This is a genomic window from Helicobacter cynogastricus (assembly GCF_900197855.1).
Taxonomy (GTDB): domain Bacteria; phylum Campylobacterota; class Campylobacteria; order Campylobacterales; family Helicobacteraceae; genus Helicobacter; species Helicobacter cynogastricus.
Genome location: NZ_FZMQ01000011.1, coordinates 110,457 through 133,097, shown reverse-complemented (window position 1 = coordinate 133,097; position 22,641 = coordinate 110,457). Strand labels below are relative to the sequence as shown.

At 45.0% G+C, this 22,641-nt stretch carries 22 protein-coding genes and 1 pseudogene; 7 read left to right on the top strand and 16 right to left on the bottom strand.

Features of this window, described 5'->3' with window-relative positions; all coding sequences use genetic code 11:
- Positions 1-26 precede the first annotated feature (26 nt).
- The 7 genes from C6H00_RS05765 (at position 27) to C6H00_RS05735 (ending at position 6,508) form a co-directional block, all read left to right on the top strand.
- The gene (locus C6H00_RS05765) at positions 27-1,316 is read left to right on the top strand and encodes a M16 family metallopeptidase (RefSeq protein WP_104750054.1); all 1,290 of its coding nucleotides are present in this window, start codon (positions 27-29) and stop codon (positions 1,314-1,316) included.
- Between the two features lie 9 nt (positions 1,317-1,325).
- Entirely contained in the window at positions 1,326-2,204 is an 879-nt protein-coding gene (gene dapA, locus C6H00_RS05760) for a 4-hydroxy-tetrahydrodipicolinate synthase (RefSeq protein WP_104750053.1), read from the top strand.
- Positions 2,201-2,992, top strand: coding sequence for an enoyl-ACP reductase (locus C6H00_RS05755; RefSeq protein ID WP_104750052.1), 792 nt, complete (start codon positions 2,201-2,203; stop codon positions 2,990-2,992). The genes dapA and C6H00_RS05755 overlap by 4 nt, the downstream gene beginning before the upstream one ends.
- 3 nt (positions 2,993-2,995) lie before the next feature.
- The gene (locus C6H00_RS05750) at positions 2,996-3,628 is read left to right on the top strand and encodes a hypothetical protein (protein WP_104750051.1); all 633 of its coding nucleotides are present in this window, start codon (positions 2,996-2,998) and stop codon (positions 3,626-3,628) included.
- A 9-nt stretch (positions 3,629-3,637) separates the two neighbouring features.
- Positions 3,638-4,213, top strand: a complete 576-nt coding sequence (gene pgsA / locus C6H00_RS05745; RefSeq protein ID WP_104750050.1) for a CDP-diacylglycerol--glycerol-3-phosphate 3-phosphatidyltransferase — start codon at positions 3,638-3,640, stop codon at positions 4,211-4,213.
- Positions 4,213-5,232, top strand: coding sequence for an RIP metalloprotease RseP (gene rseP, locus C6H00_RS05740; protein WP_104750049.1), 1,020 nt, complete (start codon positions 4,213-4,215; stop codon positions 5,230-5,232). The genes pgsA and rseP overlap by 1 nt, the downstream gene beginning before the upstream one ends.
- A gap of 325 nt (positions 5,233-5,557) precedes the next feature.
- A complete protein-coding gene (locus tag C6H00_RS05735; RefSeq protein ID WP_104750048.1) occupies positions 5,558-6,508 on the top strand; it encodes an outer membrane protein in 951 nt (316 codons plus the stop codon).
- Here C6H00_RS05735 and pepE read toward each other — a convergent pair.
- The 16 genes and pseudogenes from pepE to C6H00_RS05655 all read right to left on the bottom strand — a co-directional run.
- The gene (gene pepE, locus C6H00_RS05730; RefSeq protein ID WP_104750047.1) at positions 6,505-7,197 is read right to left on the bottom strand and encodes a dipeptidase PepE; all 693 of its coding nucleotides are present in this window, start codon (positions 7,195-7,197) and stop codon (positions 6,505-6,507) included. The genes C6H00_RS05735 and pepE overlap by 4 nt on opposite strands.
- On the bottom strand, positions 7,194-9,599 hold the full coding sequence (ppsA, locus tag C6H00_RS05725) for a pyruvate, water dikinase (RefSeq protein WP_104750046.1): 2,406 nt from the start codon (positions 9,597-9,599) through the stop codon (positions 7,194-7,196). Before ppsA ends, pepE begins: the two co-directional genes overlap by 4 nt.
- 27 nt (positions 9,600-9,626) lie before the next feature.
- Complete coding sequence (locus C6H00_RS05720) at positions 9,627-11,285, bottom strand: chorismate-binding protein (RefSeq protein WP_104750045.1); 1,659 nt, start codon at positions 11,283-11,285, stop codon at positions 9,627-9,629.
- Position 11,286: 1 nt separating this feature from the next.
- The gene (locus C6H00_RS05715; RefSeq protein WP_104750044.1) at positions 11,287-12,162 is read right to left on the bottom strand and encodes a DUF2156 domain-containing protein; all 876 of its coding nucleotides are present in this window, start codon (positions 12,160-12,162) and stop codon (positions 11,287-11,289) included.
- Complete coding sequence (lysA, locus tag C6H00_RS05710) at positions 12,152-14,035, bottom strand: diaminopimelate decarboxylase (RefSeq protein WP_233704446.1); 1,884 nt, start codon at positions 14,033-14,035, stop codon at positions 12,152-12,154. The genes C6H00_RS05715 and lysA overlap by 11 nt, the downstream gene beginning before the upstream one ends.
- Positions 14,032-14,598 carry a 2-oxoacid:acceptor oxidoreductase family protein gene (locus tag C6H00_RS05705; RefSeq protein WP_104750043.1) on the bottom strand — a complete coding sequence of 189 codons (567 nt, stop codon included), beginning with the start codon at positions 14,596-14,598 and terminating at the stop codon, positions 14,032-14,034. Before C6H00_RS05705 ends, lysA begins: the two co-directional genes overlap by 4 nt.
- Entirely contained in the window at positions 14,595-15,428 is an 834-nt protein-coding gene (locus C6H00_RS05700; protein WP_104750042.1) for a 2-oxoglutarate ferredoxin oxidoreductase subunit beta, read from the bottom strand. Before C6H00_RS05700 ends, C6H00_RS05705 begins: the two co-directional genes overlap by 4 nt.
- Positions 15,429-16,559, bottom strand: a complete 1,131-nt coding sequence (locus C6H00_RS05695; RefSeq protein ID WP_104750041.1) for a 2-oxoglutarate synthase subunit alpha — start codon at positions 16,557-16,559, stop codon at positions 15,429-15,431.
- Positions 16,556-16,897 (bottom strand): 4Fe-4S binding protein, encoded by a 342-nt coding sequence (locus tag C6H00_RS05690; protein ID WP_104750040.1) that lies wholly within the window; start codon positions 16,895-16,897, stop codon positions 16,556-16,558. Before C6H00_RS05690 ends, C6H00_RS05695 begins: the two co-directional genes overlap by 4 nt.
- Before the next feature lie 69 nt (positions 16,898-16,966).
- A complete protein-coding gene (locus C6H00_RS05685; protein WP_199769198.1) occupies positions 16,967-18,046 on the bottom strand; it encodes a DNA type IV secretion system protein ComB10 in 1,080 nt (359 codons plus the stop codon).
- Positions 18,043-19,065, bottom strand: coding sequence for a TrbG/VirB9 family P-type conjugative transfer protein (locus C6H00_RS05680; protein ID WP_104750038.1), 1,023 nt, complete (start codon positions 19,063-19,065; stop codon positions 18,043-18,045). The genes C6H00_RS05685 and C6H00_RS05680 overlap by 4 nt, the downstream gene beginning before the upstream one ends.
- Before the next feature lie 19 nt (positions 19,066-19,084).
- On the bottom strand, positions 19,085-19,789 hold the full coding sequence (locus C6H00_RS05675) for a tellurite resistance TerB family protein (protein WP_104750037.1): 705 nt from the start codon (positions 19,787-19,789) through the stop codon (positions 19,085-19,087).
- 10 nt (positions 19,790-19,799) lie between these two features.
- A complete protein-coding gene (locus tag C6H00_RS05670; RefSeq protein WP_104750036.1) occupies positions 19,800-20,117 on the bottom strand; it encodes a hypothetical protein in 318 nt (105 codons plus the stop codon).
- Positions 20,118-20,127: 10 nt separating this feature from the next.
- Positions 20,128-21,627, bottom strand: a complete 1,500-nt coding sequence (locus tag C6H00_RS05665) for a DUF5644 domain-containing protein (RefSeq protein WP_104750035.1) — start codon at positions 21,625-21,627, stop codon at positions 20,128-20,130.
- Positions 21,624-22,088: a hypothetical protein gene (locus C6H00_RS05660; RefSeq protein WP_233704445.1), complete on the bottom strand. Its 465-nt coding sequence runs from the start codon at positions 22,086-22,088 to the stop codon at positions 21,624-21,626. Before C6H00_RS05660 ends, C6H00_RS05665 begins: the two co-directional genes overlap by 4 nt.
- A pseudogene (locus tag C6H00_RS05655) lies at positions 22,085-22,582 on the bottom strand (M3 family metallopeptidase); the annotation flags it as partial. The pseudogene C6H00_RS05655 and the gene C6H00_RS05660, both read right to left, overlap by 4 nt.
- Between the last annotated feature and the right edge of the window lie 59 nt (positions 22,583-22,641).

Sequence of the window (22,641 nt, the reverse complement as noted above, 5' to 3'; positions counted from 1 at the left end):
TAATCTTAACTCTAGTAGGAGCGTTTATGGCTGATGCAGCAGAACAGAAATGCCCATCTTGCGCGCTTTTGCCCAAGTATTACAGCACGACCTTAGACAATGGTTTGCAGGTGGTCGCTGTGCCTTTGGCCAATAAAAGTGGCGTGATCGAGGTGGATGTACTCTACAAGGTAGGTTCAAGAAATGAAGTGATGGGCAAGAGTGGTATAGCCCACATGCTCGAGCACATGAATTTTAAAAGCACCAAACACCTTAAAGAAGGTGAGTTTGATTCTATTGTCAAGAGTTTTGGGGGGGTGAGCAATGCCTCTACGAGCTTTGATTACACCCGCTATTTTATTAAGGCAAGCAACACTCATTTGGATAAATCCCTAGAGCTTTTTGCAGAAATGATGGGATCTTTGCAACTTAAGGAAGAAGAATTTTTGCCCGAGAGAGAAGTGGTGGCTGAAGAGAGATTGTGGCGCACAGATAACTCCCCTTTAGGTTATTTGTATTTTCGCTTCTTTAACACCGCTTTTGTTTACCACCCTTATCACTGGACTCCCATTGGTTTTATGGAAGATATTAAGAACTGGAAAATTAAGGATATTAGAGATTTTCACTCTCTATACTACCAGCCAAAAAATGCTATCGTGCTTGTAGTGGGAGATTTAGACCCTAAACAAGTATTTGAGCAGGCCAAAAAGTATTTTGGTCCTATCAAAAATAATACGGCTAGTAATATCCCCGGGGTTTATATGCAAGAGCCTCTACAAAATGGCTTGAGAGAAACCACCATCCACAAACAAGACCTTTCTTTGGAATGGTTGGCTATAGGATATAAGGTCCCTCCTTTTGCTCACAAAGATCAAGTTGCTCTCAATGCGTTGGCCAAATTGCTCACTCAGGGTGATAGTAGCTTACTCAAAAAAGACCTTGTAGATCAAAAACGCTTGGCTTCTCAGGTTTTTGCGCAGAATATGGAGCTCAAAGATGCTAGCGTGTTTTTATTCATTGCTGGAGCAAACCAAAATGTGGAAGCACTCAAGATCAAGCAGGAAATTTTGAATATCCTAGATCAGATCAAGCATGGGGGTATCACCCAACAACAATTAGATAAGATTAAGGTTAATCATCGGGCAGACTTTATTGCTAGTTTGGAAGACTCTTCAGATGTTGCTGAGATTTTTGCCGAATACCTCACACAAGGGGATATTAAAGACATTGCAGAATACCAAACTCGCTTTGATGCCCTAGAAGTGAAAGATATTGTGCGAGTAGCCAATGAATACTTTCGCGATGAAGTCTATAGTAGCGTTGTGCTAAAACCTTAAGGTTGTGCCATGCATGCACTGAGCGCGTTAATCACCCCCTTTAAAGCGGATTTGACTATTGATGAGAAAACTTATACAGCCCTCATTGAGCGTCAAATCAAACACGGCATGGATGCGTGTGTGCCTGTGGGCACAACTGGAGAATCAGCCACCCTCACTCATGAAGAGCACATGCGTTGCATTGAAATCGCCACTGAGGTATGCAAACCTAAGGGTATCAAAGTCTTAGCAGGTGTGGGGAGTAATGCCACAAGCGAGTCTGTCATGCTTGCTAGCTTTGCTCAAAGGGCAGGTGCTGATGGGATTTTGTGCGTCAGCCCCTATTACAATCGCCCCACCCAAGAAGGGCTTTTTGAGCATTATAAAACGATTGCCAATTCTGTGGAGATTCCTTTAGTCCTCTATGATGTACCCGGGCGCACAGGGGTACAGATTGCTACACAGACGGCTGCTAGGCTTTTCAAAGAAGTAAAAAATGTTGTGGGCATTAAGGAAGCTTCTGGAGCTGTGCAACGAATTGCAGATTTAGATCGCTTCGCGCGGGGGATTTTGATTTATAGTGGTGAGGACAAGCTTAACCATGCTATTCTGGCCTGCGGAGGTGTAGGGGTGATTTCTGTAACTGGAAATCTGCTACCTAATAAAATCTCTGCATTGGTACAAGGCGCGCTTAAGGGGGATTTAACTATTTCGCGTGCAATCCAAACAGAACTTTATGACATCAACACAGCTCTTTTCTGTGAAACTAATCCTATCCCCATCAAGGCAGCGATGCATATGATGGGCTTGCTCCCCCATCTAACATATCGGCTTCCTCTAGTAGCTCCTAGTTTGGATCACATGCACTACCTAGAAACCATCTTAGAAAAATATGAGGTACCGGTATGAACACAGCAGAAGCAAAAATGCAGGGTAAAACTTTAGTAGTAAGTGGAGCGACTCGAGGGATTGGCAAAGCTATTCTTTACAAATTCGCTCAAAACGGCGTGAATGTGGCTTTTACTTACCACAAGAATGAAGAAGAAGCTCTCAAAATTGCCACAGAGGTTCATGAGCTCTATGGCATCAAGGCTAAACCTTACCGCTTGGATATTTTAGAACCCGAGCAGTATGTGGAACTTTTTAAGCAGATTGATACAGATTTTGAACGCGTGGATTGTTTTGTTTCCAATGCGATCATTTATGGCCGTTCTGTAGTGGGCGGATTTGCCCCTTTCATGCGCCTTAAGCCTAAGGGATTAAATAATATTTACACAGCCACGGTGCTAGCTTTTGTAGTGGGTGCACAAGAAGCTGCTAAACGCATGAAATTAGTAGGTGGAGGGGCAATCGTCTCTTTGAGTTCTACGGGCAATTTGGTTTATATGCCCAATTACGCTGGACATGGCAATTCCAAAAACGCAGTAGAAACCATGGTCAAATACGCTGCTACAGACTTGGGTGAGTTTGGAATTCGCGTAAATGCAGTGAGTGGAGGGCCTATTGATACGGATGCGCTCAAAGCTTTCCCTGATTACGCCGAAATTAAACAAAAGGTAGCAGAACAATCTCCCTTAAAGCGCATGGGAAATCCTACGGATTTGGCCGGAGCAGTGTATTTTTTATGCGACCCTACTCAAAGCGCATGGGTAACCGGGCAAACCATTGTCGTAGATGGTGGCACAACTTTTAAATAGTCAATGCGCGTACAAATTCACGAGAGTTACGATCTTCAGCTTGCTAGGAAATATATTTTGTGTTCTAGCCTCCTATGGCTGACAATGCTTCTTGTTGCCCTAGTAGCAGCAGCAGTCTTGTTGCCTAAGATGGCTCAAATGACTCAAAAAGATTTTGGTAAAATTTTAAGTACACCCTGGATAGGTTTTTATCTCGTGTGCTGGTTGGCCATGTTTATAACCCAAGTTACTGGCTACTATAAATTAGCCAAAGCAAGTCGCAATCTTTTGCTCTTTAGATGTATCGCTTTTCCTTATATCGCCGATGCAATTCTCTCTTTAATAGCACTTCTTGCTTTCAAAGATCCCCATTCTATGCTTTCCTTTAAAACATTGAGCTTTTCACTCTATGCCTATTATAACTATCGTCTTTTTGCAGAGCTCAGTCGCGTAACTCAAGATCAGGTTTTTAAAAATGGGATTATACTCATTGGAATAGGTTTAGTATTTGCGCTTTTGGTGCTGGTGAGTGGGGGTTCTGGAGGCTCGAGTTTTTTGTTTTTGGGTTTAGGATTGTTCTCTTTGGTGGGGGCATTAGTAGGGTGGGGAATGATCTTTGTGGGTTTTGTACGCTTCAAAGAGATTTCTTATCCTTAGAGGGGCATTATGCTAGTCAAATTAGCCCGCAACATCCCCAATATTTTGACTATCTTGCGTATTTTCTTGGCAATTTTTTTACTCTTTTTTATCTTGCATGGGGAATCTGTATTTAAAATGTCTCGAACTGATATTAACCATGCCGAAGCTCTTATTTTTTTAAGTGCCGCGCTCACGGATTTTTTGGATGGCTATATCGCTAGAAATTACCATCTTAAGACCTTATTTGGGGAAATCTTTGATCCTCTAGCTGATAAAATCCTCATCTTGGCTGCATTCTTAGGCTTGCTCTATTTGAGTCGCATTAATCCGTGGATTCCCTTTGTGATCTTGGGACGGGAGTTTTTCATCGCTGGACTTAGAATTTCAGTCTCAAATATGGGCAAGAGCATTGCGGTAAGCCGACTAGGCAAGTATAAAACCTTTTTGCAAATTGTCGCCATCGCTTCCCTTTTAGACAACCTGCACCTAGGAAATGTTGTAGTGGGGCATTATTTGGTCGCACTGGCACTTTTTGCTACCTTGTATTCAGGCATGGATTATGTAATCAAATACTACCGCCTTGTGCGCGCTTTGGAAGTGTGATGGGCTGGTTTGCCTCTGTTTTAGCCTTAGGTTTTTTAATTTTTTTTCACGAGTTGGGGCATTTTTTGGCTGCGCGTGTGTGTGGAGTGGGTGTAGAGGTTTTTAGTATCGGTTTTGGACGCAAGCTTTGGACTAAACGCTTAGGCAACACCCAATACGCCCTCTCTGTCATCCCACTGGGAGGTTATGTTAAACTCCAAGAAAGCCCCGCAGAGAGCCCGCGAAGTTATCCCAACCAGCCCCTTTTCAAAAAACTTATCATCTTAAGCATGGGTTCTTTTTTTAATCTTTTGCTTGCTTTTGGGATTTATCTGGGCGTAGGCTTGGTAGGACATGCCAGTTTAGCCCCTGTGGTGGGCGCGCTCACCCCTGATATGCCCGCTATCAAAAGCGGGATCAAAATAGGGGATCGCATTGTTGCAGTAAATGGCACGACTATTAAAGATTGGGAGGCCCTCTACAAGGCAATCCAGCGCGCACAAGGGACTATTACTCTGCAAATTAGGCGCGATCATCTCCTCAATATCACTCTTACTCCCATCATTAAAACAACTCAAAATGTTTTTAAAGAGAGTGTGCAAACCAAACTTATAGGTATTACCCCCACCCAAGAACAGGTGTGGGTGCGCTATGGGTTTTTAGAATCTATGCAGCGCGCCTTGGGCCAACTTGTAAATATGTGCGCGTTGATTATCAAGGGGATTGAAAAGTTATTTACAGGTGTGGTACATATTTCTGAAATTAGCTCTGTGGTAGGAATTGTAGACTTTATGGCACACCAGCAAAGTTTCGCCCTGCTTTTGAGTGTTGCCTTTATTTCCATCAACTTGGGTATTTTAAATCTCCTGCCTATTCCAGTTTTAGATGGAGGACAGATAGCCATTGTGCTTTATGAGAGTCTCACTAAGCATAAACTCAAAAGTGAGCACCTAGAAAAACTTAACTTGCTAGGCATAGCTTTACTCATTGCCTTGATGATTTTGGGCTTGTTTAATGATGTGCGGCGCTTGATAGGTTAGTGCCTATGCACAATACATCGTTAATATTTGCCTTTGCAATCTTGTGGTGGTCTTCAAGCAAGAGAGCTGAACAGCTAGCAAAACCCCTACATAACTGCCACCAAAAAAGAGCATATTCTCCAATGATTTGGAAAGTTAAGGAACAATTTTTTAGTGTGAATTTCTGCTTTAAGAGACTCTAAGAGTCTTGACAAATATTTAAGGTATTGCTACCATGCGGATTTATTTCATATTGATAAAGGAATTTATGTTATGCTGAAACCAGCAACCAGACGCGTCCGCCCCCCCCCCCCCCTTAAAACTCTACCTTTCTAAAACTCTTTTTATGGGTGGATTAACCCTTTTGACTTTGATCCCCCTGGGCGCAGAAAGTAATGGCGGATTTATCACAGCAGGGATTAATTACTACTCAAATTTTTCAGGTGTTAGAACTTCTGTTATAAAACCAGTGAGCGTGCAGGAGTTGATCCAAGTAGAAAAACAAGATTATATTGAATGGCTTGTGAGAGAGGGAGACACGCTAGAAAGAGCGAAGGAGCTCGTGCAACAATGGCTTCCGGCTAGGGAAAATGCTATAAAAAGCAAGCATCCCAATGGCATACCCGGCTCCACGACCAAAAGCAATTATAATGGCAATCTTTATGGCGGGAATATTCAGATTGGATACAAGCAGTTCTTTGGCAAAAAAAAGCGCGTTGGCTTGCGCTACTATGGTATGTTTAGCGGACAGGCGGGGAATTATTATAATGCCAATGACCAAACAAGTCAGCAAACCGATCAAAACAAATCATATGCCCAACCTTCTGCTAACCTTTTCTATGGCGTAGGGATCGATGTGCTTTACAATTTCTACCAGAAGGATCACCAAACTTATGGCATTTTTGGTGGCGTGATGGTTGGAGGCAGTACCTGGTTGATGGGAGAACCTCTTATAGACCCCACACAAAAAGATAAAACATGTGTTTATACAAAAAACGGGAATTGCGCAAACATGAACGATGGCTTCAAAAATTTAGCAGAACAAACCAATAAAGAAGGCATCAGTAAAGCCTCATTTTCTCCTACCTATGTACAATTCGTGTTCAATTTTGGCTTTAGGATGAATTTTACCAAACATCAAGGATTTGAATTTGGAACGCGTATCCCCACAATCAATGACCCTTATTATAAAGCGACACAAACAAAAATGACAGAAACAAGTAATAAAGGGAGTGAACTAACTCTAACCTTTAGACGCAACGCATCTCTTTATTGGAACTATGTTTATAATTTCTAAATCGTGGTTTTTGTGTCTATTAGTTGGGAAGATTGAGAGTGGATGAATTTATGGAAGGGTTGGCTAGCCACATGCAGGGGGGTGTGTTGTTCCCCTTGCACCCAAAACGCACCCCCATCAGGCATGCCATATACGATCGCTTGAGGATTGAGGGCTAAAAACTCTGTAATTCTCTCTTGACGACTTTCTCCCTCGTGGTTGGATTTAGCGGTGGGAAAATGCGGATTAATTTGGTAGGGCACTAAATTTAAGGCTTGTAAGCTTGGGGGGTAAGTGATGGGCATATCGTTGGTGGTGTGGATACTGGGCGTAGCCACATTAGATCCAGCCGACCAGCTCAAATAAGGCACACCCGCTTTAACGCGCTCTCTAATGGTCTCCAGTAAATTATGTCGATACAAGCCCTCTAAGAGCTTAAAACTATTGCCCCCATGCATCACAATCCCAGCGCAATTTTGCAACACCTGCGCCCCTCTATACGCACCCACCACCTCCACGCCAAAATCTTTTAAGAGCGCGCGCATATTGGTTTCGCATTCCTCTTGACTTCTAAGCACACTTCCATAGGCAACCAAAGCGAGTTGCTTTCTTTTAAGTTGGTGCACCTCTATAAACTTTTCCATCCAAGGCAGTGCGTAGGTCAAAAACTTGCCCTGATAGAGCGCGCCTGAGAGTAGGAGCAAATTCATGCCTGATTCTCTAGTTGTACAATCCGATTCCAAGTGGCAATGACCGAGTCAGGGTTGAGCGAAAGGGAGCTAATGCCCTGTTTGACCAAAAACTCTGCCACCTCAATATAATCGCTGGGGGCTTGCCCGCAAATCCCACAATACTTGCCATGCCTTTGGCACGCTTCAATAGCGCGCTTAAACATCTCTAACATCACCGGGTTGCGCTCATCAAAAACATGGCTGACTAATTGTCCGTCCCGATCCACGCCTAGAGTGAGCTGGGTTAAGTCATTAGAGCCAATGGAAAAGCCATCAAACAAGCTCAAGAAGTCATCGGCTAAAATCACATTGACGGGCAACTCACACATGATGTAGAGCTCTAATCCATTTTTGCCCGATTCTAGTCCGTTTTTGCGCAGAATTTCTAAGACCTTCTTAGCCTCCTCAATGGTGCGCAAGAAAGGAATCATAATTTTCATATTGCTCAGTCCCATTTTTTCACGCACCATGCATAAAGCCTCGCATTCCCAAGCAAAGGCCTCTTTATAGAGGTCAGAATAATAACGACTCGCCCCTCTGAAGCCTAGCATGGGATTTTCTTCATGGGGTTCGTATGCGCTCCCTGCTAACATGCGCATGTACTCATTGGATTTAAAATCGCTGGTGCGCACAATCACCGGCTTTGGATAAAAGGCCGCACTAATCATGCCCATCCCCTCGGCGATCTTTTTGACAAAGAAATCTTTGGGACTCTCATAGCCAACTATGAGCTTTTCAAGTTGAGCGCGCTCAGGTACACTTTTATTGTGGTGTAAATCCACTAAGGCTAAGGGATGCGCCTTAATTTGATTGAGCATGATAAGCTCCATGCGCGCTAGCCCTACGCCATGGTTAGGTAATTGGGAGAATTTAAACGCCTTCTCTGGATTGCCAATGTTAAGATAAATTTTAGTTTTAGGCTCTTGCATGGCATCCAAAGCGATGCGCTCCACTTCAAAGGCATGCGCGCCCGCGTAAATATAGCCCGTTTCCCCCTGCGCACACGAGATTGTAACCTCCATGCCCGTATAAAGTGATTCTGTCGCCCCAATGGCCCCTACAATGGTGGGCACGCCAATTTCTCTAGCCACAATGGCGGCATGGCAGGTGCGCCCGCCCCGATTGGTAACCACCGCACTCGCCTTTTTCATAATGGGTTCCCAATCTGGATCGGTGTTATCTGTTACTAGAATCTCCCCTTCCTTGAAAATGTTCATGTGATCTAGACTATTGATCACGCGCACTTTTCCAATGCCAATTTTGCCCCCAATCGCCTTACCCGTGAGCAATACTTCTTTAGGGGGCGCGCCTTTGAAGTGATACTTTTCATACACCTTTTGGCTCTGTTTTTGACTCTGCACGGTCTCTGGGCGCGCCTGCACGATGAAAATCTCTCCACTATCCCCATCTTTAGCCCATTCAATGTCCATGGGGCGGTATTGCCCAGCTTCTTTGGTGTAATGCTCTTCAATGATGGCCGCGTTGCGCGCCAGATTTAAGATATCGCCATCGCTCAAAGAAAAGCTTTGCTGTTCTTTGGAGTTAGTAGAGATGGTTTTGGTGGGGTGTTCGCTTCCTCTAGAGGCATACACGATTTTATGGGTTTTATCGCCTAACTGGCGTTTGATAATGGGCTCTTTGCCTTGAGCTAAAGTGGGTTTAAAGACATAAAACTCGTCTGGATTGACTAATCCCCCCACCACGCTCTCCCCCAAGCCCCAAGAAGAAGTGATAAAGATCGCGTCTTTAAAGCCCGTTTCCGTGTCAATAGAAAACATCACCCCCGCGCTGGCTTTATCTGCGCGCACCATTTTTTGCACCCCCACACTCAAAGCTACCTTTAAGTGATCAAAGCCCCTAGAAGCGCGGTAACTAATAGCACGATCGGTAAAAAGCGAGGCTAAACACGCCTTGATGTAGTGGATGAGCTCGGTTTTGCCCTTGACATTTAAATAGGTATCTTGTTGGCCCGCAAAGGAGGCATCGGGCAGGTCTTCTGCCGTAGCCGAGCTGCGCACCGCTACATCGGCTTCACGCATGTTGTACTCATCACTGAGTGTTTGATAGGCTTGCAAGATTTCATCGCGCAAGTCTGCAGGCAGGGGCGTACCAAAGATAAGATCGCGAATCTGTTTAGAGCGCATTTTGAGCACATCTAATTCGGTCGCATCTACGCCCTCTAAGAGCTCTACAATCTGGGCTTTAATGCCCCCCTTTTCCAAAAGATACCAATAGGCATCACTGGTAATGGCAAAACCATTGGGCACTTTAATCCCGCTGGGCACGAGTTCTTGAAACATCTCCCCAATGCTGGCGTTCTTGCCACCCACTAGGCTAACATCTTTATTGTTGATTTCTTTATAAAATTTAATATAGCGCATAAAACCCCTTTAAATGTGGTATGGAAATTATAACATGGGCTTTTCTAGCTGTAGCTCTACCACCCCTCTAATAGCGTTGGTAGCATAAATCTTAGAAGCTCTTTTTAAATCCTTTAGGCTTAATTCTTTAGGAGTGCAACGCCCCGCCTCAATCAAGCCAGTAATCCCTACTCCCTTTAAAAGCCCTCTATCAAAAGCGGGGGTGTAGAGTTGCCCCTCTATTTCTAAAAGCAAATTGCTACGTGCTCCCTCGCTCAAGAGTCCCTCAGGAGTGTAGTGCAAGACATCAAAACAAGCCCCTCTTTGGATAAGCGCGCGCGCCTCTTCATACCACGGGGTGTAGGTACTCTTGTGGGCCAAAAAGTCGTTATGGGGGTCTAGGGGTTTTTGGGCCAAGAGGAGTTTAGTGCTCTTGGGAGGCTCTAGGGGGCTATATTCGAGGCTATGGCTTCCATCCTTATGCCATAAAAGGCGTAAAATGCCATCTTGGCTAGGTAGGTAGGTTTCTAGCCAATTTTCATAGACAAAGTTAAAATAGTGCGCGCTTGCTTTTAAACGTTGCGCGTGTAGCTTTCTATGGCAAATGTCTAAATGGCGCACTAGCATGGTTTCAATCAGGCTAAACTCCACTTTAGGCAGAATAAAGAAACTCTTTAAATAGCACTCTTGGTATTCGGATTCGAGCTGGCTAGCTTGAGTTACCCCACTGCCCACGCACAGAGTGTAGGTACAACTGCGCGCGGGCGCGCATATGGTGCGGATGGGCACATTAAAGAGAGCGCGCTCAGAGTCCACTACCCCAATCGCTCCGCAATAAACCCCCCTTTGATGTTGCTCTAAATCTGCAATGAGTTGCATGCTTTGTATTTTGGGTTCGCCAGTAACCGAGCTGGAGGGAAAGATTGCCTGCAAAATGGGAAAAAGCTGGGGACTTTTGAGCGCGCCCACTAGCGTAGAGGTCATTTGAAAGAGGGTTGGGTGGGCTTCCACTTCGCACAGCTGTGTAACCTCCACCTTGTGGGCGATTTGGGCGAGTTCTTGAGCGAAGAGATCGACCACCATCGTATTTTCGTTGCGGTTTTTAGGATCGTTTTGCAAAAAGGCGCGATTGTGCGCGTCTTGCTCGGGAGTTGCCCCGCGCGCGATCGTGCCCTTCATGGGTTTGACTCGTATGCTCTGCGCGGCATAATCCAAATCAAAAAACAATTCGGGCGAAAAGCTTAAAATACTCTCAAAGGGACTAGGCAAAAAGGCGCAATAGGGGGTGTGTTGGTTGAGCAACACTTGCTCAAAAATAGCGCGTGCGGGGGCGTGGGTTGTAAGATGCAAGGGCAGAGTTAAATTTACCTGCGCGCATTCTCCCTGAGCAAATGCCTCTTGAATGCTCTTAAATTGATGGGCATAGGTGTTAAAATCTATGGGGGTTTTAATCTGGGGATAAAAGGGCATGTGTTTTGGGGGTGTGGGCGTGTAGGCTTGTTTGTGGGCAAACTGGGTAAAGTAGGCGATGGGGATAGTGCTATGGGTTGTGCTTAGAGCGTTGTAGTGGATATAGCCCACAAAATAACCTCTATGGCGTTGCTCATCAATGCGCTCTAATAAGTCTTGGAGTTGGGCGTGGTGGAAGGCTTGAAAACTCTGCAGAGGCTGGGTGTAGTGAAACTCCCCAAAGATGGCTTCTTGCATGTTAATCCTTATAGATGGCGTGGAATTTTTCCAATAAAAAGGCGGGATGATAGCCCATTTTAGCTTGGCGCAAGCCCTCAATGCCTAAATCTTCTTCTCTATTGACAAACGGGCAATCTTTAAAGGTGTGGGCTAGGAGTTGCTGGTTGATCATCTGGTAAGCCCCGCGCACGCGCGGATCGGCTTTTTCAATGTGAATCACTGCCATCTCTGCATTAATTTTTTCCCCAAAACTTAGTGCTACAATACACCCCTCTATGCAAATAACCCCCCCCTGTAATTGCAATTCCTCAAAAACTTCTAACGCGTCTAAAATGCCTTGATGTTCATGATCTAGCGCGCTGTCCTCCTGCCCTAAGGCGCGCCACTCTGTGAGGACATCTATAGTCTGATTGCGGTTGTGCGCGCTGATGGGCTCGTAGGTGAAGTGGGGGTATTGCTTTAAAAAGGCGTTGAGGTGGTTTTTCTTTTTGTGATATTTTTTGCCCTGTAGGGCAATGAGCTCGGCGGTGCGATAGACATAATCAAAGCGATCCCGCTTGGCTTCAAAGTGAAAGGTATTAGGAAAATAGGTTTCTAACTCCTGCTTGTGCCGCTCCTCTAGGGCGCGTAATTCTAGCTTAGACTCTAGTTCTAGGAGGGTTTGAATAAGTGCTTTTTTATCTCCTGTACCCATAGGATAGAAGTAAAAGGGAGCGCTATTGGGGTAGCGCGTGCGAATCAAGAGGCAATCATGCGAGGTAGTGTAGGCAATTTCGCGGGATTTGCGCCATAAATAGAGATTGTTAAAGACTACATCAGAGACTAAAAAATGATCTTGTTGTAAATAATGTTGCACGCATGCCCTATCTTCTAGGGCAATGGGTTTAAAAGTCATGGAGTTTCCTTATATGGTAAGTGCCCAGCACCACAGGGCTCAGATTCTCTAAAGAAGTTTGTAAATTTGCAGGGACTTGCAAGAGAGTGTATTCTCCCATATCTAAGGCGTGTATAGAGGGTTCTAAGAGATCGCACAACACTTCTAAACATGCATGGCAGTAAAGCCCCACATAGGGCGCACTAGGATCACTAGGAGCAGTAGAGAGCGCTAAATAATTAGTGTGAGGGAATTGGAGCATTTGAAGAGGGCGTATTTGCGGGGTGTTGATCAAGGGTGTTAGGCAGAGTTGCGCGCTCAAGCGCACACAGGCTAAGTCTAAGCGCCTTTGCAAAAGCCCTTCTAAAAGCTCTTTTAAATCCATCTCCAGCAGTTGCGCACACCCTCCAAACGCGCGCCGTACCTCCAGAGCATCGCCACAAAAACCGATGCGCTCCACTTGGCTCAAACTGCGCGCATGCCCTAAAATCTCAGCATAAATCCCCTCTAAGCGCGTCCCCACTTTGGCATAAATCTGTGCCTCTCTAGCAGGGCTATAGATGGGCAAATTTTGTGCGCGCTTTTGCTGGGCAATTTGACCAGCCACCTCAAAGCGTTTAGTCAGTAACGCGCTAATCTGGCTATCTAGGGCATTGATTGCTATGCGTGCATTTTCTAAACTCTCTGTTAAACACACCTGCTCATCTGTGATCAGGCTATTAAAATCCTCTCTGGGGCGAATTATGCGTGCCTCTCCCCTCTCAAGGGCAAGCTCTAAAATCTTAGGACGGCTATTATAGTGGCTTGCCATGCTCGCTCCATAAGCCCCCACCTGCTTAAAGAGGAGTAAATCCCCCCTAGTTACCCCCTTTAAAGACACTTCTTTTAAAAAACAATCCGCGCTCTCACACACCGGGCCCACGATGTCATAAAGAGCCTCCTCGCCCTCTTGGGCATTGAGCGCCTCCACACTATGGCGCGCCCCATACAAGGCAGGACGAATCAAGTCATTCATCCCCGCATCCACGATAATAAAATTCTTACGCGCCCCGGATTTGACATATTGCACACGGCTCACCAATACCCCACTATCTGCCACAATTCTGCGCCCGGGCTCACAGATTAAAGTGAGGTCTAGTTTTTGTGCGATACTTTTAAGGGGTTTAGCGTAGTCAGCAATACTGATCGCGCCCTTGCCCTCATCCACGCCCAAACCCCCGCCCATGTCTAAAAACTTGAGTTCTACTCCGCTAGCTAATAAAAAGCGTGCTAAAGCGTGCATTTTTTCGCCCGCTTCCTTGATGGGTTCTAACTCGATGAGTTGCGAGCCAATATGACAATGCAAACCCACGGGTTCTAAAAAACTAGATTGCTTGGCAAACATGAACATTTGCACGGCTTCTTTTTCTTCCACGCCAAATTTATTTTCCCAAAGACCGGTAGAGATATAGGGGTGAGTTTGGGCATTGATATTAGGATTGACCCGCACACTGATACGCGCAGGGGTGTTTAATGCTTTGGCGACTTGCTCAATGAGGCGCAACTCGGCAAAGGATTCCACATTTAAAAATAAAATCTTGCTCTCTAGGGCTTCTTGAATCTCACTCTCTAGTTTGCCTACCCCACTAAAGATAATCTTGTAGGGGGGAATGCCTGCTAGCAGGGCGCGGCGCACTTCATAAATGGACACACAATCAGCCCCCGCGCCCAAGCGCGCTAAATGGGCTAACAAGCTCAAATTAGAATTCGCCTTTAGAGCGTAGCAAATCAGAGATTTGCCCCCGCTAAAGGCATTCTTAAACTCTAAAAACGCCCCTTTGATCTGATCAAAATCATAGAGATAAAAGGGGGTAGGGTGTGCGCGCGCTAGGCGCGCAATGCTGTCTTTATTCAAGAGATTTTTTTGGCTTCCAAAGCCTTTAGTGCGTGCGCTTGCCCAATTTCAAAGGCTTTTTTATTCAGCTCTGCTACTTTAGCGGGCACTTTAGAGATCATCGTTTCAATCACTTGAGCGCGATCCACGCATTCTGTAAGAGTGATCGTGATCGCTAGGGCGACCACGGATTGGGTGATGATATTGCCCACCTCATCTTTGGCGATGGTGATGATGGGGATTTTATAGAGCGCAAACTTGTCTTCATCCTCTGGGGTGGGGTGGACTAAGTTAGGGTCAACCACCACTACTCCCCCGGGCTTGACATCTCCCTTAAAGAGGTTATAACTGCTTTGGGCTACTGAGAGCATAAAATCGATTTCGCCCTGTTTGGCATAGGGGTAAATGATCTCCTCAGAGCTTAAAATAATATCTACCTTAGTGGGCCCACCCCTTACTTGGCTGGTGTAGGTAGAGGTTTTCGTGCCAAACCCACCAGTAGCGATCTTAGCTTCGGCTAAAATCTCCCCAGCTAGCAAAACCCCCTGCCCGCCTACGCCCGTAAAACGCAATTCTAAACTCATGCGCGCCCCTCTCTTTTTTCCATCGCTTTGGCGATCACGCCCTCATAAGCTTCACAATACTCCACCCTAGAGGTGTCGTGTTTGAGCACACCGGTAGGATACTTGCCCTCTCTCTCCTCTGGGCTCAAGGCCTCGTATTGGCGTTTGCTCACTAAGCGGGATTGAATCCACGCTAGAGTTTGGGCCGCTTCGCCCATTTTGTTTTTACGCCCCAAATTGATATGGCAATTGCTATGTACATCCACAAAGCTAAAGCCCTTATGACTAAAGCCCTCTGCCAAAGTGCGCTCCAATCTCTTAGGATCGAGCACGCTCTCGCGCGCCACAAAACTCGCCCCAGCTGCCATGGTGATCTCGCAGGGGTCAAAGTGGTTGTCAATATTACCCCCTTGTGCAGTAACCGTCCACATGCCATTAGGCGTTGTGGGGGAGGTTTGCGAATTGGTCAGTCCATAAATGAAATTATTCACCAAAACCAAATTTAAATCAATATTGCGCCTGCAAGCGTGGATGGTGTGATTGCCCCCGATTGCAAAACTATCCCCATCTCCAGAAACCACGATTACATGTTTTTTAGAGTTGGCTAATTTGATTCCCGTGGCATAAGCTAGCGCGCGCCCATGTGTGGTGTGCACGGTGTTGCAATTCACATAAGAGCTCATGCGCCCGCTACAACCAATCCCACTCACCAAGCACACATCATCCATATTCCAGCCCAAGCTATCGATCGCGCGGATAATACATTTTAGGATCACCCCATCCCCACAGCCCCAACACCAAAGCGTAGGGGTTTTATCCACGCGTAAATATTCGTCATAATCAAATGCCATTTAGAGCTCCTTTATTTTTAGCGCGATTTGTCTAGGAGTAAAGGGGCGACCATCTGCTTGCAATAACGCCTCCACCCTGCGCCCCATGGCATGCTCAACCTCTAGGACATACTGCCCCTTATTGAGCTCTACCATCAGAATTTTTTCAAACTTTTTCCCCAGTTCTGCCAATCTAGCGCGCGGGCTGGGCCAAAGTGTGAGGGGGCGGAAAAAGCCAATTTTTTTATTAAACCCTTGTGCCTTTAAATCTCTAAGGGCTTCTTTGATCGCTAACGCGCTAGAGCCATAGCCAATGACCAACACCTCTGCGTCCTCTAAACCGATTTCTTCATTTTGGCACACAATGTGACTCTTAGAGTCAATCTTATTAAAGAGCCGATCGATGAGCGCGCCCCCAATTTGGGCGTCTTCTGTGGGAAAGCCAATGGGGCCATGGTGTAGCCCTGTAATGTGGTAGCGATAACCTTTAAAAAAGGGGTTAAGAATGGCCGATTCATCTTGAGATACGGCATAGGGTTTATAATCCTTAGGATCACCCTCAAAGACACGCCGATTCACCACGCTTTTTTGCACTTCCTGCAAATCGGGCAGTTGCACCCGCCCATACATGTGCCCGATGGTTTCATCTAGGAGTAAAAAGACCGGAGTCATCAACATCTCTGCTAAATTGAAGGCGCGCAGGGTCTGGCTATAGATTTCCTCTAAATTGCCCGGAGCCAAGGTTACAGATTTGAAATCTCCATGGGAGGGGTGTTTCAAAAAACTCACATCTCCCTGAGCTACGCGGGTAGGCATCCCTGTGGAGGGACCTGAGCGCATCACATCCACGATCACAAGAGGGGTTTCTGTCATGAAGGCATAACCAATCTGCTCTACTTTCAAAGAAATTCCCGGGCCTGAGCTAGCCGTCATTGCCTTTACCCCGCTCATGCTAGCCCCCAAAGACACGCACACGCCCCCAATCTCATCTTCCATTTGGATAAAATGCCCCCCATGTGCGGGCAAAAGTGTGCTCATCGCATGCATGATGTCTGAGCTAGGAGTAATGGGATAGCCTCCAAAAAAGCGGCAGCCCGCATCAATAGCTGCACGCGCGACTAAATCATTGCCATCTGAAATCACTTCTCTCATTGTCCCCTCCCCTCAGCTACACTCTCTTCTAAGAGCATGTAATGATTAGCCCGCACCCTAGCCCCTCTCTGCTCAGCATCCTTAGACACTTTGGCAAATTTAAACTCTTTTTTCTCCGCGACATAAATGGCAAAATCTGGACAACCCAACTCGCATTTACAACACCCAATACAGCTCTCTGGGTATGCCACCTTAGCCACTTTTCCCAAGATGTGATCCAATCTCACACCCATACCCAACACCCCGGCCGGGCACACAGACACGCATAAATCGCAACCCTTACAACGCGCCTCATTTACCCAAACGGGCACGCCTTGGGGAGCTACCATCTTGGACATTAAAACTCCTTATCTTGCGAAAAAATCCCGCAATTCTAGCATTTAAATGTTAAAATGCAACTAATGTTTTCACTTTGCCGTGTCAACAACCTCTACTTTAATCTCTCCCTCTTTGGGAGGGGGGAAGAAAATATCTAAATTAGGCGAAATAAACACACGACTACCCTCCCTAATCACGATCACCGGGTTTAATTGACTTTTATCTCTTAGAATTTGAGCCACGATTTGATTTAATCCCATACCGGTTTGGCGTGTCATCTGCATTAAAAGATAATCTCCAAAAAAATTATTTTTACCCGTTTTATCTGCAATTGCAGAGGTTAGGGCAATCAAAAGGCCATTAGAGAGAGTGGAAACCAGCAAGGGCAAGCCATAGCGTTGAAGATTGTGAGTCATCATCTCGCCTACAAGACCACTATAACCTTTAATATCTGCACCTTTCGCATTAGTGAGCATAATATTAACCCCTTTGGGCGTGATGATTCGAGTCCACACGATGTCCAAGCGGTATTCCCCTACTTTATTAGTGTTGTTGTAATACCCAATGACCTTAGAACCCTTAGGGATCAATATGATGTTGCCCATACTAGCAAACACATCGCTTTCTACTTGCGCGATAGCCTTGCCTGCTAATTTAGAGCTAATAGGAGTGATTAAAAAAGCTGGGATCATTTTATCGGCTGTAATTGTCCTAAAAAGTCTATTTTCATGAGTGGCAGTGTCTTTTGCTTTGAGGTTATCAAATCCTTCTGTGATATTTTCTTGCATCTTTTCTACATGGTCAGATTCAAAAGCTTGGATGCGTGTTGCTAATAAATCGCTTCTTTGAGTGTCCTCTTGGGGCGGTGGAGATGATGGGAGGCTTTCAGAAGCAGATATTTTACGATCTAATTCCTCTTGCAGTTGTTGGATGCGCGTGGTAGCTTCGCGTAGCTGTGTTTTAAGATCTGCATAATCAAGGGGAGTTTGCGGGGGAGGGGGAGGGGGTTTTTGAGGAGGAATGAAATGGTAATCTGCTAGAGGGTATTTAGTCTCTATGAGTGGGGGTGATTGGGGAGTTTTAGGGCGATGCACCCATAATGAAAGGGCAATGATGGCAATGGCGATTGCACTAATGGAGAGAATTTTTTTAAGCCATGTGTCTTTCATTGTGCGGATTGGCGGGTGCGCCGGATACAAGCATGAAGTTTGCCCTCTCGAAGTGTCCATTTATCCGCAATGTCTTCAGCAACGAGATAATCACCTACAACGCGCGTATTAATAGGGTTGTCATAGCCATCTACAACTTTGTAGGCGACAGGAAACTTGATTTGAGAGAGAAGATGGTTGAATTTAAAGTAAGTAAAATGCGTGTCATTGAAGATCTCTAAGGGTTTGATAGGCTGTTTTCTAGCCACTTTGCATAACCACAAACAAAACCATGCCCGTTTTTTAGCTCCAAGCACTTTATAATTGCGTTGGATTTGGGATCGATCTATGCGCATCGCGTTCACTCCCTGTCCGATGATCAAATAGCGTTTATTGTCTGTTGCAGGTTGATATGGAGCTTGCTCTGAATTTAAAAGTGCTAGAGAACCTGAAGTGTCGAGGTGATGTTCAAAGAAATGCCGATCGGAGACATAAATGTTAAGGGCAGGGTTTTTATTGCTGGTGTAGGTTGTAGAAAAGATATAAAAGGCATAGACTTTGCCACTTTTGCCAATGACATTCAGATTAGAATCGATCCCAATTTGCAAGGGTTTGAGCAACAAAACATTGCTATTTTGCTGTGTTTCTCTGAGCATTTTACTACTAAAGCCTATCGAATCGCCCAAGATCACTTCCGCGATAGGTTCATTAAAAATAAACATGCTAACCATTGCATAGCGCAGGCGGATTTTATAGGTTTCACCCAAATGGGCATCAATAAAGAGAGTGTTGTCTAAATCTGTGCGTTGCTTGTAAAAGAAGCTTTCTTGAATGGCATGGAGGTCTTGCATGGAATGGGATGGCTCATCCTCCTCTTGCATCTCCTCTTCATCAGATTCTTCTGTGTGGGTGGGTGGTGGCGTGATAACGGGCGGATCAGAGATCGCTTTTAATACAGAGAATCCCATGAATAGAGCTAAGAAAAAGAGAGGTGCTTTGAATCGACACTGCAAAAGAAACTCATAGACCAGCTTTGGCATATGTTGTAAAAAATAATGCCTAGCTATCTTGAGTCTGTGTTGCGTTATAAAGGTTTTGTAAACTCCAGAGAACGCACATGCGATCGGGATAATAACTTTTGTTCCACGCTTTAGCGTCCATAAAATTAAGATAATACAAGCTTACTTGGTTTTGAAAACTTGCAAAGTCAACAATTTTGGCTAAAATGACCTTATAGGTTTTCTGTGTGGCGAGCTGATCAAAATTATCATAAAGGGCGTTAAAATCAGCGTTTTCAAGCTTCAAGAAAGCCCCCACATCTAGGAGGGCTTCTTTAGCTTCTTCTTGCAAAAACCCCGGTGCGTAAGCCAACACAAAGAAAAATTCCACAAGTTTAAGGCGTTTTTTGTATTCACCATGCGCAACCTCCATGAAGTGCATACAAAGATCCTCTAGGGGGGGAGTTTCTGAATTTTCATAGAGTTCTTTTAGCTCTTCTTGTTGGTTTAAAAAGAGGCCAATGAGAGCTTTTTTGAGAGGGCTATCTGGCATGCGTGTTGCCACTTGCGCCATCAAAAGAGTGGTGATACCCACTTCGCTTTGGCGCAATTTTTCCTCAGGAGTGGGTAGAGCACAAAAGGCGGGAGCTTCTGACACGGGTGATGTAGATGAAGGGGCGTGCAAAGGGTTTTTCAGATAGTTTTGCAAAGTGTAGTAAAGATAGATCAACACTGCTGCGACAGCTACCACTAAGATCACTTCCATATAACCTCACTTAAAAAAATTTATGATCGAATCGCTTGTTTCTTTCGCGCTCTTTTTTGTAATCCCGCTCTGTAACGGCTTGAGAGAGTCGCTTTTTCTCCGCTTTTTCTTTCTTTTTTAGATCCATCTTACGCTCGTAATTGTGTTTGAGCTGTTGGATATAGTCTTCACGCTTTTCAGGTGATTGGAAAGAAATAGGCTTGAGCAATAAAAGGGCCAACATAAACAAAAAAATAAGCAAGGAGAGTTGGGCCGAATCCTCTCCATTGATCGCATACCATCCCATGCTCAAGGCCATAGCAAAAAGAATTTTTAAGCCTATCTGCACTTTAGAATCCTTAGAGGAAAATAAAAGGATGCTGGTGTGCGTCTAACCCAAGCGTGTGGGCATCTTTTTCACCCATTCCAAGCAGAAGGAGTTGGGATAAAAAGAGGGTACTGGTGCTATCATGATCTCTTTGGCAAACTTTGGAGGCTTGTTTAGCCAAACTATCCAACATGTGGAACTGGCTTATAGAAGTGGTGAGTAAAAAATCAGCACCTAGATCGATGGCATCATAGCGCATCGCTCCAAAACGCTTTAACGCTAAAGGCGTGTTAATATCTAGCAGATGGGCGCATGCCTGTTTGGCAAAGAGAGGGGTTTTACAAGTCAGTTTCAAGGAATCAAAAAGGGGCGTGTAACTTTCTTCTTCGGGAGCAAATAGCACGCTTGAAAAGCCCTCAAAAACCTCTTTGAGCTCTAAGCCTAAACTTTTCAAGTGCGTGTTCAAATACACTAAGGACGCGTCTTGATATTCCAAGCCATAGGAGAGGAGGGCAGTATTAATTTTCTCTCTAAGCTCCTGATCTTTTAAGAGTTCTTTGGCATAGAGCGCATTGGCATAGGAATCTTGATCGCACAACAGCAAGGGCACGCCCATTTTTTGAGCAAGAGCCATGTTATAGGCGTTGGCACTTAAGAATTTTTCCAAATCTCCTAGTCGTCCCCAATAACCCCCATCAAAACAACATTCCATTTCAAGTATGTGTATCCCCAAACGCTTTAAGAGAGCTTTCACACTTGTTAAAAGTGGGGCACTATTAAAGGCTTTGTCGTAGGCATTAAAGAGTAAAAAATCGCCTTGATCTTTGGAAAGAGCAGGAGTTTTGAATTGGTACTTGGATTCTAAATTCTTGTTTAAGTGAGCCCAAATATTGCTGGCCACTGGGCAATTAGAACTTTGAATAAGCATTTTTTGCAGATCGTAAATCTCAGTATCAATGCGCGCACTTGTGGGGTAAAGATAAGGATAGGAGCTCACAAATCCCATCACGCCGTATTTAGGATCGGCAATACTTTGGAGCAAATCCTTAGCGCGGTGCGGGTAGCGACCCATTAACCATTTAATATAGAGAAAAAAGCCATCTCCAAAATACCCCTCAGGATAGCTAGGCTGGATAAAATTGATATTAGTGTATTTGTTCAGCGCACAGCGTTCCTCTTGAGTGAGGAAGGGTGCACTATGGAAAAACCGCTGATACTCTTCTAAAATTGCCCCTTCATCCATAAGCAGGTCGTGGCGGGCGTATTTTGTGCTCAAGGGTTCTAACACCCACTCTTTAGAAAAGCGCGCTACTAAATCTAAGATAGGTAAATCCTCAAAAACAGCCATCTCATTTAAGCGCAACCCTAAGTAGGTTTTATCGTAGCCAAAATCTCTAAGGGGAATATGACTTAAAACATCACTCAAACGCCAGTCTGGAGCGTATTCTACGATGCAGGGCTGATAGGCAGGGTTGTAATCTTTGGTGGCATCAAATCTAAAAACCTTGAGATGTAATTTTAAGATACTCATTCATCACCTTGGAGAGTCTGCAAGACTTTTTGGTTTCTAGGATCGGCTAAAAAAGCGTCCTTAGAGTCTTGAATCTGCGCTTCATTATTATCTGCAAAAATATTTTTAGGATCGGAGCGATTAAATAACACCACATTGGCATCGTTTTTATCCTTGATGATGATTTGCACAATCCCTTCAAGGGCGATATTCACCGTGGTTTCAATATCATCACCTAGCCCAGCTTCAAAGCTGATTTCTTGGTGTTGGATTTTAAGGCTCTCAAAGGTATAGCCTGCGAGCACAAACAAAACAAAAGTTCCAAAACCTTCTAAGAGATCCCGAGGTAACAAAGGCTCAAAACGCACTTTAGAGAGATCGCAAAAGACGCTGAAATTCACACGATTGGCGTGTAGAAAATGGAGGTTATCCAAGCAGTGTTGGTTAACCATTGCGTTATAGCGTGCGCTCAAATCCCTCAAAGCAAGCCCTCAAATTCGCCTAGCATTTTTTCAACCTCACCCATGCCAATTTTCCAAAACTCTTTATCAGCGATGTCTAGCCCAAACATGCCTACCAACTCTTCAGGGCTTTGGCTACCCCCCTTGCTTAAAAATTCCGTATAGGTTTCCACAAAAGCCTTTTTCTCGCTAGGGGTTTGTTTTTGGCGGTACAACCCAAAGAGGGCGAGCACTAAAAGTTGCCCATAGCTATAGGCATAGCAGTAAAAGGGTGAATGGATAAAGTGGGGGATATAGCTCCACCAACGGGCATAGTTTTTAGTGAGCTTAACACTTTTACCAAACATCTTGGCGTTTTCTTCCTGCCAAATAGTGTCAAAATCCTCTGCTTTGAGCTCGTTCTCCGTGCTGTGGATACGGCGTTCAAAATTGGTCATCACCACCTGTCTAAACATGGTTGAAAACATGTCTTCTAGTTTGCCTGCATAGATATTGCGTAATTCTTTTTTATTTAAACTKTTGTTTTAAGACTTTTACAAACAAAAAGTCATTTCACCAAAAACAGAAGCGGTTT